The organism is Novosphingobium sp. Chol11, assembly GCF_900218065.1.
In the GTDB taxonomy this organism is placed as follows: domain Bacteria; phylum Pseudomonadota; class Alphaproteobacteria; order Sphingomonadales; family Sphingomonadaceae; genus Sphingobium; species Sphingobium agri.
Genome location: NZ_OBMU01000003.1, coordinates 111821 through 125968, shown reverse-complemented (window position 1 = coordinate 125968; position 14148 = coordinate 111821). Strand labels below are relative to the sequence as shown.

The window sequence follows — 14148 nt, the reverse complement described above, 5'->3', positions numbered from 1 at the left end:
GAGGTGGAAGCTGCAAATCGCAACTTGCGTGAAAAGGACAATTCCATCTGGCGGAATGCTATTGTCGTCGAACTATTTGGCCTTCTTCCCCAGCAGCAGGCGGGCCTGCGTACCCCAGGTGCCGACGAAAAGGTCTTCCACGCCGTCTCCGTTGACGTCGCCTTTCGCCATGCTCCAGCTGCGCCCCACGGCGGTGGCGGGCATGATGGTCGCCGTCACATCGCTGAAGCGGCCCTTGCCGTCATTGGCATAGGCACGCAGTTGCAATGGCTTGAAGCCCGGCACGTCGATCGCCCCGACGATCAGGTCAGGATGGCCGTCATGGTTGAAGTCCATCACCATCCCGCCCCAACTGGAAAAACGATTGGCAGGCAGGCGCGTCTTGGTTTCGTCGCGGAACTTGCCCCGCCCCTTGTTGATCAGCAACCGCGCCTGGGGATCCTTGTCCCATTTCTTGTTGTTGCTGGTCAGGTTCAGGAACAGGATGTCGGGCCGCCCGTCAGCATTGGCGTCGAACACATGCACTTCGCGCGTCTCCATCGGCGTCAGCAACTGGAGGCCCTTCGACGACTCGCGAAAATGCCCTTTGCCATCGTTCAGCAGCAGCCGGTTCGGCGGGCTTTCATTAGCGACCACCATGTCGAGATCGCCGTCGCCATCGACGTCGACCAGCGCGATATCCTGTGTATCATCCTCATAAGCGGGCAGATGAGTTGCCGTGGCGTCGATGAAGGTGCCGGGCTGTTTGGGATCGTTGAGCCACAGGAAATTCTGTCCCGAAGCGCGCGGTTTGCCGGGGCGGTCCTCCGCCGAATTGCCGATGGCGATGTCGGGCAGGCCATCGCCATTGACGTCGCCGACCGCCAGCCCATTGCCTTCGCTCATCTTCGGCAACCGGTCCGACGCTTCGGTAAACACACCCCCCGGCCCGCCGAGGAACAGTTGGTGCGCATGATCCTCCTCGGCAACGAAGATCAGGTCGGGAAAGCCATCGCGGTTGAAGTCGGCCGACAGCACATGTTCGCTATCATGCGCCTTGGTGCCAAGCGCGCCCTGTTTCCAGGTGAAGCGCCCCTGCCCGTCATTGATGTAGAGCCGGTTCGGGCCCATTTCGACGGCCAGCACTGCGTCCAGATCGCCATCACCGTCCACGTCAACCAGCGCGACATCCAGGGCGTGGAGATATTTGGAAACGGGGACATGCGTGTCCGTCACGTCGTCGAACATCAGTGTCGACGCGGCTTCGTTCTGCGCCTGCCCGGGCATCGCGCCTGCCATCAGAAAAGCGAAGATCGCCGTGCGGCTCATCAGGCGACGGTTCATCATGCGGTCTCCAGCTTGCGAAGATAGGAAAGGCTCTTCTTGAGAGAGTCGATGCGCGCCCCGGTGAAAGGCGGCTCCTGTTCAACGAAGAAATTGCGCACGCCCGCACCTCGCGCCGCCTTCAGGATTGCGGGCCAGTTCATTATGCCCGACCCGACCTCCGTCGGCTTCTGCTGCATATGATAATTGATCTGCGTACCCGCCGCGATGTCCTTCACATGCATCTGGGTGAAGCGGCCGCGATAGCGCTCGAGCCAGGCGGCGGTGTCGTGCCCGCCCGCCGCCAGCCATCCGGCATCCAGCTCGAAATCGACGATGCTCGGGTCTGTTCGTTCAAGCAGGATCTGCAAACCCGTCTTGTTCCCCAGTGGCGCCAGCTCGCCATTATGATTGTGATAACCGATGCGGATACCGTGTTTCTTGAGCACCGCGCCCTTCTCATTGAGGAAGTCGGCCATGCGCTCATAACGGTCGGCCGTAATGGGCGCTCCGCCGGGCTTCATCAGCGACATGAAGGAGATCGGCGGACCCCAGATCGGGTCCTTGGGGAACTGGAAAAGCGGCAACACGGCGTTGCGTGAACCCAAAATATTGAGCTGGTCCACAAGCTTGTCGAGATCATCGAAGTTGAGCCCGCTTGCGCCCGGCACCGTCGACGAAGCGGCGACATGAGCGCTCGGGCAGACAAGGCCCGCTTTGTCCAGTGCAGCCCGGAATTCAGTGGCGGAGCGACGGTGCAGCGACGCAAGCTCCACCGACCGGACGCCTGTCGCCGCGATGCTGGCGAGCGCGCCGTCGAAGTCGCGGTTGAGGTCAGGATCGAACATATAAAGCTGGACCCCCGCCCCATCCTTCCCAAGCAATGAGGCGGATTTGCGGCGCGCCATCGCCGGCACGCCCGCCCCCAGCATCAACAAAGCAGAGGATTTGAGGAGGTCGCGGCGATTCATCGGCATATCTTTCAGTTTGGAAGGGTCAGGCGAGAGCGGCCTTGCGGCTCGCCTCCCGCAGGGAGGTTTCGGGATAGCGCATCATGCACAGGACCACGCCAAGGGAAAACAGTGCGGGCACGATGCCGATCAACGTGCGCAGCGGCAAGGCGTTGCGCGGATCGCTGGCATGGGCGGGATCGAAGCCGAGCCAGCCAAGCAGCAGGAAGGCAAGGCCGACCGCCAGCCCCAAAGCCAGCTTCATCGATCCGTTTAGCGTCGCATAGAGCAGCCCGGTGCGATCGACGCCGAAGCGGACGCGAGTAGCGTCGGCGACATCGGCCATCAGCGCGCGCGGCAGGAACCAGGCGATGGGGATGCAAAGGCCCAGCGCCGCGACATTGGCAGCCGTCAGCCAGAAGGCGTTCGCAGGCTGTGTCGCCATGAGCAGTTGCAGTGCCGCCTGCATCAACGCGCCAACTTGCAGCGCGCGCGCCTTGCCGATCCGCCCGGCAAGCTTCGCGAACAGCGGCGTTCCGGCAAAGGCTGCGGCATAGGCGATCAGGATGAGCGTGCTGGCAGCCGCCCGGTCGAACCCCAATTGCCCCATATAGAAGAACAGCGCCACGGCGTTGGCGACGCCGGTCGACAGGGCAATCAGCAAGTCTGCCAGTACAAGCCGGACGACCGGCCCCTGCGAAAAGAGCGCGACATAATCGCGTAATGCAAGCGCTGCCTGAGAACCCTCGGAGGGCTGCTTTTCAGGAGTCGTCTTGAGCGCCAGCAAGATCGCGGCAGGGATCAGCACGATCATGACCCAACCCGCCGCATGCATCCCCGCTCCCGGGTCGTCCGGATAGGCGCTCGCGACGAGCGGCAATATGGCGAGGATAGAAAACTGCCCTGCCGTCGCGAAAATCTGCCACCAGGCAAAAATGCGCGTCCGCTCCGCTGCTCCCGTGGCGAGGGTCGCGGTCCAGGCGAGATGCGACAGCACGATCATCGAAAATCCGATGAAGGCAATGAACAGCCATGCCCATAGATAGGCCATGCCGACCCCCCGCTCCGCCTGGAACAGTGCATAGGTCGACAGCATCAGGATGGGCGCGCTCGCCACCAGCCAGGGGCGATACCGTCCCCAACGCGATCGCGTGGCGTCCATCATTCCGCCCAGCAAGGGGTCGATCATCAGGTCCAGCACCCGCACCGTCATGAAGGCAGTGCCGACCGCGCCCACCGGCAGCGCCAGCGCATTGGCGTAAAATTCAGGCAGGAACACCGTGACCAGGGTCGCATAAGCCTGGATCGCAAGTGCGGTGACGCAAAAGGCTGCAAGCCTGCCGCGCTCCATCGCTTCCTCCCTGCCCTGCGTCATTCGGCCCTCCCCCTTGATCGGATTCCAAACTGGTAATACCACAGCAGGATCAAAGCGCCAGTGGGCAGTTCGATTCTGCCGGTAAAAGACTGCGGAAGCGGCACTGGCAAGGGGGCTCGGGGATCAATGCGCAAACCAGAAACATTGTCCGGTGACGAACAGCTTATCCCGTATCGGGATGTCATCGGCTTTGCCAACGATCATGCCGGTTTCCCTTTGCGCCCGCCGGTGCTGGAGTTGCTTGGCCGCCATAGCGGACGGATCATCGATGTCGGGGCGCAGTCGGAAGAGCCTGTCGACTTTCCCGACGTTACGCGGCGCGCGGTGCAGGCCATCCTCGACAAGCAGACAGATCGGGTCATCCTGCTCTGCGGCACCGGCGCGGGCGCGTGCATCGCCGCCAACAAGGTGCGCGGCATCCGCGCTGCGGTAGCGCACGACACCTATGTCGCCCGGCAGGCGGTGGTGCATGATGATGTCAATGTGTTGTGCATCGGCGCGTGGATCACCGGACCGCAAATCGCCCTCGACATCATCCGCCATTTTCTGTCGGCGCAGTTCAGCGACGAAGAACATTTCCGCCGCCGCGTCGCAAAGCTCACATTGCTGGAGCAGGGCGGCTGAGCATGGCTGGCAAGGTCGTCATATTGGGCAGCGTCAATGTCGACCTGCTGGTTAGCACACCGCGCCTGCCGCTTGCGGGAGAAACCGTATCGGGGAGCAGCCTGACGCGCCAACTGGGCGGCAAAGGCGCGAACCAGGCCGTCGGCGCGGCGCGCGCGGGGGCGCATTGCATCCTGCTGGCCGCTGTCGGAAAGGATGAAGACGGAGCCAGCATGACAGCTGCACTTGCCGGTCATGGGGTGGATGTGGAACGAGTGCGTGCCACCTCCTCCGCCACGGGCTGCGCGCTGGTGGCCACATCGCCGCACGATAATCAGATCATTCACATCGCGGGCGCGAACAGCGATGTCGATGCCGCTCTGGCGGCGGAGGTTGATCTTGGCCCGGCCGACGTCTGCCTCGCTCAGATGGAGACGCCTGCTCCCGCCACGGCAGTCCTGTTCCGGCGTGCCCGTACGCTCGGCGCCTTCACCATCCTCAACGCCGCGCCCGCGTCGACAGGAGCGCGTGAGTTGCTGCCGCTCTGCGATCTGCTTATCGTCAATGAAGGCGAACTGGCATTGCTTGCCGGATCAGATGTTGGACCCATGCTGGACGACAATGGCCTGCTGTCGAGCAGGACTCGGCTAGGACTGGAGCCTGCCCAAATCCTGCTCGTGACCCTAGGCGCTGATGGTCTGGCGATCATAAGTGAGAACAAGGTCCAGCGTATTGCGGGACGGCCTGCCAAGGTGATCGACACCACCGGCGCAGGCGACTGTTTTTGCGGCTATCTCGCCGCTGGGCTTGCCCGAGGCGACACGATCGAGCGGGCCGCTGCCGAAGCCAATGCCGCCGCGTCCATCGCTGTCCAGTCGTTCGGCGCGGCAGCCTCGATCCCCGATCGCGCAACCGTGCTGCAATGCCTGGGCAGCACTCCCGTAGACACTCACAAAAATATCGACAAAGGAGCCTGAAGCGTGACCCATATCATTGCGGCCCGTAAGCCCAATCGAGCCGCCCGCATCTTGAGCGCGGCGCTCCTGACCGTAGCCTTCCCCCTGACCGCGCCTGCCGCAACGGCGAAGGATGCCAAGATCGACTATCTGACCGCGCCCTTCCATCAGGAGCGTCTGCTGGACTGGGGCAACCGGCCCAACTGGTCGCCCGATGGCCGCCGGATAGCCTTCACGAAGGACGATCTGGTCGATAGCCCGGCTTATGAGATTGATCTCCGTACGAAAAAAGTGCGCTGCCTGACCTGCAAGTTCGGCGCCACGCAATTCGTCACCCGCATTTTCTACCTGCCCGACAACAGCTTCCTGATCGAGGCCGCGCCGGGGATGAAAGGCGGAAGCGGCGGCGCGGCCGATGCGGGCCGCACCCAGCTCTTCTGGATGTCGAAGAAGCTGGCCCGCCCTGTTTCGCTGAACAGCGGGGCCATGGGCGACATCGCGATCGCACGCATCCCCAAAGCGGACGGATCGGTCGACATCGCCTGGTCACGCCCGACCGCCACGGGTCTGGAACTCACCAAGGCAAGGCTCGTCAATGACGGACGAACCGCTCGCCTTGCGGACCAGCAGGCCCTTTATACCTATCGCCCCGGCCAGCCCGGACCGGCCAGCTTCCCTGAAGCCTATGACTTCATCGACGGCGGGCGGAGCGTCATGTTCTGGACCACCGAGGTCGCCACGCTTGACAGCGAAATGTACAAGGTCGACATCGCGACCAAGGCCGTGAGCAAGGTGTACGCCACCCCGTCACATAACGAAACTCATGTCTTCCCGAACGAGCGCTATGGCCTGGAAGAGGCGAATATCCATTCCGATCCGGATGGCCCCTATCGCGGCATTAGCGCCCATATCAAACCGGGCGTCGAACAGATCCTGCGCTTTGCGGGTAAAAGCAATGCAGCGGAGATCGCCGCCGCCAACTCCGGCAAGGGCTTCGACATCTTCGTCATCACGATGGACGGCAAGTCTCGCCGCGCTCTTACCAATGTCAGCCGATCGGGGGCGCAGGCGCATCAGTCCACCGCGTCCCCGGACGGCCGCCGCATAGCTTTTGCCATCAAGGATCCCGCCGGAAAGTCCGGCCACTCCGCAGGGCTTTATATCGGAACCTTTGAAGGAAAATAATTTTCGAGGGGGCGGGTTTTAACCCGCTCCCACCTCCAACCGAAAAGCTACGAAGAAGTGGCCGTCCATTTAGCTCTCTGGCGCATCGCCGCGATCTTCTCTATCGCTAGGCGCAAATGCAACAGAGCGACCAATGCACCACCGACCTGCCGCTCATTGCGGAGCAGGAGCTGCTGATAGCTGCTGTCGCGGACCAGCCGATGTCTGTCAGATTGATCACCGGCGTCATCGCGGATGCGCCGTTCCCGATGTTTATCCTCATCGGGGAGACGCGTCGGCTGGTCTACAACAGCGCGTACATTCCCATTCTCGGCCCGCATCACCCCAGCGCGATGGGCCGCCCGTTCTTTGAGGTATGGCCGGAAGTCCGCGATGTGATCGAGCCGGCAGTGGACCTGGCATTTGCAGGGGAAGCGACACGCTTTGAAGACCTGCCGGTCACGCTTCATCGGCCCGAGCCCGGGCCTGCCTGGTTCACCTTTTCCTATAGCCCGGTACGAGACGAATCCGGAGCCGCCGTTGCCGCCCTTTGCGTCTGCACGGAAACGACCCGAACCGTAATCGCGCGAGAGCGCCAGCATTTCATGAGCCGGCTGGAAGCTTCCTTCCGCAATTTGCAAGACGCCGAAGAGATTGTCATGGCGGCGCAGGCGCTGCTTGGTGAGCATTTCGGGATGAGCCGGGTAGGCTATGGCAGCCTGGATCCGGAAGGGCGCTATTTCACCACGTCCGGTAACTGGACTGATGGCTCCGTGCCGCATCACAACGGCACCCATGATCTCGCCGCCTTTGGTGACGAGATTTTCTCTGCGCTGCGCAATGGCGTCTCCCTGGCGGTTGAGGATACGTTGACGGACCCGCGCGCGCAGGGTTCCATGAGCGCTGCCGCGTTCGCTGCCCTGCAAGTCCGCTCTGCGGTGACGGTATCGCTGATCAAGGATCGCCGCTTCGTCGCCGCGCTTTACCTGCATCATCAAGAACCGCGCCGCTGGACGGCCGAAGAGGTCGATTTGATCCAGGAGGTGGCTGAGCGCACCTGGTCGGCCGTGGAGCGGGCCCATGCTCAAGCGGATTTGCGCGCCTTGGCCGAACGGCAAGGCTTTTTTCTTGAGCTTGGGGATGAATTGAGGCCCTTGATTCGGGCCGAGCAGATCAAGGAGACTGCGGCGCGCCTTCTGGGAAGATATCTGCGCGTCGGCCGCGCCGGCTATGGTGAGATCGACGCGGAGCAGCGCCATGTCACCGTCGAGCGCGACTGGAGCAATGGCCACATGGCCTCTCTTGCGGGCGAAACACGTTCCTTGGATGTTTTCGGCCCCGCCATCATAGCGCAGCTAAAGGCAGGCAAGCTGCTTCGGATTCCATCGGTCGCGGACGATGCTGTCGCCGCGCCTTACGCCGCGGGATATGCCAGCATCGGCGCTACGGCCTTGTTGATCGTGCCACTCATAAAGGAAGGCCGCCTGACGGCGATCCTGTACCTCCACGAAGCCGAAACAAGAATGTGGACCGATGAGGAGGCCGCCGTTGCGTTGGGGGTTGCGGAGCGGACTTGGGCAGCGGTCGAACGCGCACGTGCCGAGGATGCGGTGCGGCAACTCAACGCGACGCTGGAACGTCGGGTCGGTGAAGCGCTGGCCGAGCGTCGGCTGTTTGCTGAAATCGTCGCGGCTACGGACTCCCCGATCCAGATGATCGGCGTGGATTATCGTTTCCTGGCCATCAACCCGGCCGGTCAGCTCGATTATGAACGCGTATTCGGCGTCCGGCCCCAGATCGGCCAATCATTGCTTCAATTGCTGTCGCATCTGCCTGAACAATGTGAGGGAGCGCGAAAGCTGTGGGCGCGAGCTCTCGCCGGTGAGTCTTTCCAGCAGCGCGCATGGTGGGGCGACAGTCCGGCAGACCGGCGAGCCTATGATATGCATTTTGAGCCGGTGCGTGGTGCGTCTGGAGAGGTGACGGCGGCCTACCTCATCGGGCGAGATGTCACCGATCTTCTGCGCGAGCAGGAGCGTCTTGCTGAAGCGGAAGAACAATTGCGCCACGCCCAGAAAATGGAGGCGATGGGCCAACTGACCGGCGGCGTAGCACATGACTTCAACAATCTTCTGACGCCGATCGTCGGCAGCCTGGACATCCTGCAACGGAGGGGGTTGGGAGGCGAACGCGAGCAGCGTCTGATTGCAGGCGCGGCACAGTCGGCTGAACGTGCCAAGGTTCTGGTGCAACGCCTGCTCGCTTTTGCTCGCCGCCAACCGCTGCAACCGAGCGCGGTAGACCTTGGCAGCCTCGTCCATGGCATGGCCGATCTCATCGCCAGCACGGCGGGCCCTCAGATCAAGGTAGCGGTAGAGGTCGCGGACGATCTTCCTCCCGCACATGCCGATCATAATCAGTTGGAGATGGCGCTCCTCAACCTCGCGGTGAACGCACGCGATGCCATGCCAGACGGCGGCATGCTCCGCATCAGCGTGGTTGCCTCCGAGGATCAGGGCAACCGCCCGGAACAGCTGATGGGCGAGCGCTATCTCAAGCTTTCCGTTGCCGACACGGGTGTAGGCATGGACGAAGCGACATTGGCACGCGCGATCGAACCATTTTTTTCAACCAAGGGCGTCGGCCAAGGCACAGGTCTTGGCCTGTCCATGGCGCATGGCCTTGCATCGCAACTCGGCGGCGCCCTCACCATTCAGAGCCACCTGGGAGTGGGAACCAACGTGCAGCTGTGGCTGCCGATCAGCGGCGCTCACACCACGACTGCCCCGCTCCCCACGGCAGCGGCGGGTCAGAAAGCGGCGGCCGGGATTGCGCTGGTCGTCGACGATGAAGATCTTGCCCGCATGACGACGGCCGCGATGCTGAGCGACATCGGCTATGATGTGGTCGAAGCGGCCTCCGCCGAACAAGCGATGAAGTTGGTCGAGCAAGGATTGTCGCCCGATTTGCTCGTGACCGATCATTTGATGCCGGGGAAAAGCGGAACAGAGCTTGCGCGCGACCTGATTGTGGCACTGCCTCAAATACAAGTGCTTATCGTCTCGGGTTATGCCGAGCTGGATGAGATCGCGCCGGATCTTAGGCGGTTAGTGAAGCCGTTCCGGAGCGACGAACTTGCCGCGGCCTTGGACGAGGCACCCGGCGTCTGAAGAAATGTCATTGATCCGAAGCAATGAAGACCTTCTTCACCTTCAATATCTGGAACATCTGAGCCGAGGGATAATTGGTGCTGCGCTTGAACCGGAGCCAGCATGCGCATCCCCCCTCTCGAAGTGCTCATCGGAACAGCCTGTATTGCGGGTGCCGCAGGTTACACCATCCTCTGCTATTTGTTCAAAATGAGCGACATATGCTGCCGGGATGATGTAGGCATCATCGTTTCGGCGGGCCTGTTGCTTGTGCTATTGCCCCTGTTGATGCTCGGGTCGAGCCTGGCCCGGATCGGCGTGACAATCGTTGCTGGATCAGGCCTTGCTCTGGCGCTGCACCATGGAGGCATCACGCTACATGACGGCGCGCTTCATAGCGCAATGGCGAAGGCCGTGGCGGTTCTGCTGATGGGAACGGCCGCCTTATGGCATTCGCCAGCCAATATCTGGTTCCGTCGCGGGCAGGGCCTGACCTGCTGATCTCTTTCCGTCAAGTTTGACGGATTGAATAGGTCTGCTCCTCTGCCGGCTGGGGCTATGCCCAAAGCGGCGGCTTATCGCATCCTGCGCAAAATTCATGAGAAATGCGCAATAATGGAGCCGCTCGGTTGCCGCACGGACCGCGAGCGGTAAAGCGTGACACCAATCACGGGAGATAAAATGTCCGATACCATATCGCTGCCGACCGCAGATGACGTGCTGCATGGCGTGGACCTGACAGGACGCACTGCTATCGTAACTGGAGCATCCTCCGGCGTCGGCGTGGCCATTGCCGCAGCGCTTGCCGGTGCGGGAGCCGAGGTAGCGCTGGCGGTGCGCGACATGGCCGCTGGACGGGACGTATCAGAACGCATCGCCGCGTCGCGAGGAGTGGCACCCCCTGCTGTCGAACAGGTCGATCTCCTTTCAATGGCCTCTGTCCGCGCCTTCGCCGAGCGTTGGGGCAGTCGGCCGCTCGATCTCCTCATCAACAATGCCGGGCTGATGGGCCCGCCGCTCACGATGACCAAGGATGGCTTCGAAAGCCAAATGGCCGTCAACTATTTCGCGCCGTTTCTCCTGTCAGAGCTGCTTCTGCCATCTCTGGCAGCAGCGAGGGAAGGAAGCGGGATCGGCCGGGTGGTCATCGTCTCTTCAGGGTCCCATCAGCTGGCGACTTTGGATACCGACGACCTCAATTATGAGAGGCGTGCCTATGACAAATTCGAGGCCTATGGCCATGCCAAGCTTTGCGCCAACCTGCTTGCCGTCGAATATAGCCGTCGTCATGCGGAAGTGGGCGTGACGATGAATGCGGTCACGCCGGGTGGGGTTGAAACCAAACTCGGGCGGCATGTCACCTTTGAAGACGCGGTCAAGCTGGGTTGGGTCAATGAAGACGGCTCATTGCCGCAGGGCCGCATGAAGACGGCGGCTGAAGGCGCGGCAACGCCGGTATGGGCCGCTGTCGCACCAGAGCTGGAGGGCCAAGGGGGACTGTATCTCGAAGATTGCGCCATTGCGCCGATCTGGGCTCCGCCGATGCCTTCGGGCTGGGGCGTGTCCGCCTCTTCGCTTGATCCGGATGCGGCCCGCCTGCTCTGGCAGGTAGCTGAAGGTCTGCTTAGAAAGAGTGGCTTGAAAAAGGTCGGGTGCTTTTAAATGCGCCGGCACCCTCGTTTCATTCCGGCATGGTATAGTTGAGGCCGAGCCGGCCGCCATCGGCGTAGATCGTTTGGCCGGTGATGTAGGAGGCGTCGTCGCTCGCCAGAAATGCGGCGATGCTCGCAATTTCTTCCGGGTCGCCGACGCGGCCCAGCGGCGTGCGGCTGAGGATAAGACGGCGTTGCTCCTCGCCCGCCATGACGCTCTTGCCCATTTCGGTCATGATGGTCCCGGGGCCGATGGCGTTGACCCGGATGCCGCGGGGCGCGAGTGAAACGGCCGTCACGTTGGTCAGCTGCCGTATCGCGCCTTTTGAAACGGCATAGGCAATGTGGTTCGGGATCGCGAGCAGGGCGTTCACCGACGAAAGGTTGATGATCGAGCCGCCCTTCCGCATCAGCCTGGCCGCAGCCTGTGTCGCAAAGGTCGCGGCCTTGACATTGACGGCCATCACCCGATCAAAGCCCTCCTCCGTCAGATCATCCAGTTCGGCCGCATGCGTTATCCCCGCATTGTTCACCAATATGTCAAGGCGGCCCCAGTTCGACGCAACATCATCGAACAGCGCCTCGCGGTCTGCCGTGAGCGCCATGTCAGCACGCAGGAAACGCTGATCCAGCCGCTGCGCAAGCATCTGCCCGGCCTCTTCATTCATGTCGGTGAGCAGCACTTGGGCGCCTTCGGCAACAAGGCGCTCGGCGATGGCCGCTCCTATGCCCGCGGCTGCTCCGGTGACGATGGCAACCTTGCCAGCAAGACGAGTCATGACGGTATCAGAAGCCATAGAAGCGTGCCGGATTATCGACCAGGATGCGGTTGCGCACCGTTTCGTCCGGCACCCATTCGGCTAGCAGGTCGAGCAGCCCCGATACCGTAGGCATCGGCCGCCACTGCGCGACATGGGGCCAGTCGGACCCCCAGACGCACCGATCGGGCGCGGCAGCGACCAGCGCCTGGGCGAAGGGGATGGAATCACGATAACCCGGCTGTTCCGACATGCGGAAAGCGTCCGAAATCTTGACCCATCCGCCATCGGAGACCATCTGCACCAGCGTCTGGAAACCCGGATGATCGACGCCGACCTCATAGGGTATGTGTCCCATATGATCGATGATCCACGGGGCACGAAGACGGGCTATGCGCGGGGCGAGGTCCACAAGGTTCCGCCCGTCGAGCAGGAACTGAAGATGCCAGCCCATTTCACAGGCCAGCGCGTCGAACCGCTCCAGATCCTTGAAACCTATGCCTCCACCGTACAGACCCGCGCCATCGCGGATGAAATCGTTGAGGCGAAGGCCACGCACGCCCGCCTCATGCGCCCGCGCATATTCTGCCTCGGGCAGGTCAGCGGGCATCACTGCAACGCCGCGCAATCGTGCGCGATGTGCCGACAGTGTCTCATAGAGCAGCCGATTGTCCGTTCCGTGCACGCTGACCTGGATAAGGACGCCCTTGGCGAAACCCACAGCATCCAGCATCGCGAGATAGGCCTCAGCGCTGGCAGGCGGCGGGGTGTAGGACCGTTCTGCCACCAGCGGATATACCGGCGGCGCGCCGATGACATGGCAATGCGTGTCGATCGCGCCTTCGGGCATTACGAAGCGGGTTGGCGGGCCCTGCTCGGCTGGTGGGCCGGGGCATGGGCGGGGCTGCTCGGTCTCTGTCATATGGCTGCTCCGTCCGTGCGGTAAAGATAATCCGGCCCAAGCTCATCCAGCGAGTTGGCCCCCAAGAGCGCCATGTTGCGGTCGATTTCCGCACGCAGCAGCCCGATGGCGTGGCGCACGCCCGCTTGCCCGTGAACCGCCGCAGCATAGAGGAAAGGCCGTCCAATCAAAACCATGCGAGCCCCCAAGGCGATCGCCTTCAATATGTCGCTGCCGCGGCGGAACCCGCTGTCGATCAGGACCGGCATATCGCCTGCTGCGGCGACGGCGCCGGGCAAGGCATCGAGCGTCGCAATCGCCCCGTCGAGCTGCCGCCCGCCATGATTGGACAGGATGATTGCATCCGCCCCGACGCTGCGCGCCAAGCTGGCATCTTCGGCGTGCAGCAATCCCTTGATGACCAGATTGCCACGCCAGCGGTCACGAATATGCCTGATCCCGTCCCATGTCAGCCGGTCGCGCTGTCCGAAGCTGCGCTCGACATTGCGTGCGATCACTGGCGCGCCGCGCGTTGCACTCGAATTCTCGAACGCTGGCATGCCATGGCGGAGCAAGGTCGGCGCAAAGGTGCCGAGCAGCCAGCGGGGATGCAGCACCCCGTCCAGCGCCAGCCGAAGCGACGGCTTGAGCGGCGTGGAGAAGCGTTCGCGGATTAAATTCTCACGATTGCCCAGAACCGGCACATCCACGGAAATGACGAGCGTGCCAAAGCCTGCCGCTGTGACCCGGTCCACCACGCCGTCGATCCAGTCGCGATCAGCGGGAAGATAGGCCTGGAACCAGCAAGAGGGCGAGACGGCGCGCACCTCCTCCAGCCGGATGAGCGATGTCGCGCTGAGCAGCATGGGTACATTTTCGGCGTGGGCGGCTCGCGCGAGGGCAATGTCCCCCCGCATGGCGATCAGGGCCGAAAGTCCCATGGGTGCTATGCCGAACGGGGAACTCCAATTCTCACCGAATAGGGAAAGCTGCTGGGTCCGGCCCGCCATGTCCCGCAAAACGCGCGGGACGAAAGCGACCCGACGCATCGCGTCCCGATTGGCGGCAACCGTCAGATTATCTTCGCATGCCCCGGCGACATAGCCGAACAGCGGGCGTGGCAAATGTGCGCGCGCGAGGGCTTCATAGTCCCCAAGGGAAAGGACGCCCGCTGCCTTCCGCTTCACCCGGGCCGATGGCTCGGCTTCCCGCCTATCCAACCCTGTCCTCCCCACCATTTCCTCGTTCCGGCATCGCGATGAAATAGCCCCCGCACTGCGCTCATAGTCATAGAACAGCTATCGCCACCTATGCCGGATCGATATGTCCGAACAGCGG

At 62.5% G+C, this 14148-nt stretch carries 12 protein-coding genes; 6 read left to right on the top strand and 6 right to left on the bottom strand.

Going from position 1 to position 14148, the window contains the following annotated elements; genetic code table 11:
• Positions 1-72: 72 nt before the first annotated feature.
• Genes NCHOL11_RS15320 through NCHOL11_RS15310 form a run of 3 tightly spaced genes read right to left on the bottom strand, consistent with a single transcriptional unit; the run spans position 73 to position 3627 of the window.
• Positions 73-1326: an FG-GAP repeat domain-containing protein gene (locus NCHOL11_RS15320; protein ID WP_097093453.1), complete on the bottom strand. Its 1254-nt coding sequence runs from the start codon at positions 1324-1326 to the stop codon at positions 73-75.
• Positions 1323-2273, bottom strand: coding sequence for a sugar phosphate isomerase/epimerase family protein (locus NCHOL11_RS15315; protein WP_201516541.1), 951 nt, complete (start codon positions 2271-2273; stop codon positions 1323-1325). Before NCHOL11_RS15315 ends, NCHOL11_RS15320 begins: the two co-directional genes overlap by 4 nt.
• Before the next feature lie 25 nt (positions 2274-2298).
• The gene (locus tag NCHOL11_RS15310; protein WP_097093451.1) at positions 2299-3627 is read right to left on the bottom strand and encodes an MFS transporter; all 1329 of its coding nucleotides are present in this window, start codon (positions 3625-3627) and stop codon (positions 2299-2301) included.
• Positions 3628-3753: 126 nt separating this feature from the next.
• Between NCHOL11_RS15310 and NCHOL11_RS15305 the strand changes: the two genes are divergently transcribed.
• From NCHOL11_RS15305 to NCHOL11_RS15280, 6 genes are all read left to right on the top strand, one after another.
• Entirely contained in the window at positions 3754-4251 is a 498-nt protein-coding gene (locus NCHOL11_RS15305) for an RpiB/LacA/LacB family sugar-phosphate isomerase (protein WP_097093450.1), read from the top strand.
• A 2-nt stretch (positions 4252-4253) separates the two neighbouring features.
• Positions 4254-5207, top strand: a complete 954-nt coding sequence (locus tag NCHOL11_RS15300; protein WP_097093449.1) for a ribokinase — start codon at positions 4254-4256, stop codon at positions 5205-5207.
• 3 nt (positions 5208-5210) lie between these two features.
• A complete protein-coding gene (locus NCHOL11_RS15295) occupies positions 5211-6371 on the top strand; it encodes a PD40 domain-containing protein (protein ID WP_141397887.1) in 1161 nt (386 codons plus the stop codon).
• 116 nt (positions 6372-6487) lie between these two features.
• Positions 6488-9520, top strand: coding sequence for a PAS domain-containing protein (locus tag NCHOL11_RS18655; protein WP_097093447.1), 3033 nt, complete (start codon positions 6488-6490; stop codon positions 9518-9520).
• A gap of 102 nt (positions 9521-9622) precedes the next feature.
• Entirely contained in the window at positions 9623-10000 is a 378-nt protein-coding gene (locus tag NCHOL11_RS15285; RefSeq protein ID WP_097093446.1) for a hypothetical protein, read from the top strand.
• 180 nt (positions 10001-10180) lie between these two features.
• Positions 10181-11161, top strand: coding sequence for an SDR family NAD(P)-dependent oxidoreductase (locus NCHOL11_RS15280; RefSeq protein WP_097093445.1), 981 nt, complete (start codon positions 10181-10183; stop codon positions 11159-11161).
• A 19-nt stretch (positions 11162-11180) separates the two neighbouring features.
• On the opposite strand, the gene NCHOL11_RS15275 is transcribed toward NCHOL11_RS15280, so the two are convergent.
• From NCHOL11_RS15275 to NCHOL11_RS15265, 3 genes are read right to left on the bottom strand one after another with little or no spacing between them, the layout of a single operon-like run.
• Positions 11181-11930, bottom strand: a complete 750-nt coding sequence (locus NCHOL11_RS15275; protein WP_097093654.1) for an SDR family NAD(P)-dependent oxidoreductase — start codon at positions 11928-11930, stop codon at positions 11181-11183.
• A 7-nt stretch (positions 11931-11937) separates the two neighbouring features.
• Positions 11938-12831: an amidohydrolase family protein gene (locus tag NCHOL11_RS15270; RefSeq protein ID WP_097093444.1), complete on the bottom strand. Its 894-nt coding sequence runs from the start codon at positions 12829-12831 to the stop codon at positions 11938-11940.
• A complete protein-coding gene (locus tag NCHOL11_RS15265) occupies positions 12828-14030 on the bottom strand; it encodes an alpha-hydroxy acid oxidase (protein WP_217991098.1) in 1203 nt (400 codons plus the stop codon). Before NCHOL11_RS15265 ends, NCHOL11_RS15270 begins: the two co-directional genes overlap by 4 nt.
• Between the last annotated feature and the right edge of the window lie 118 nt (positions 14031-14148).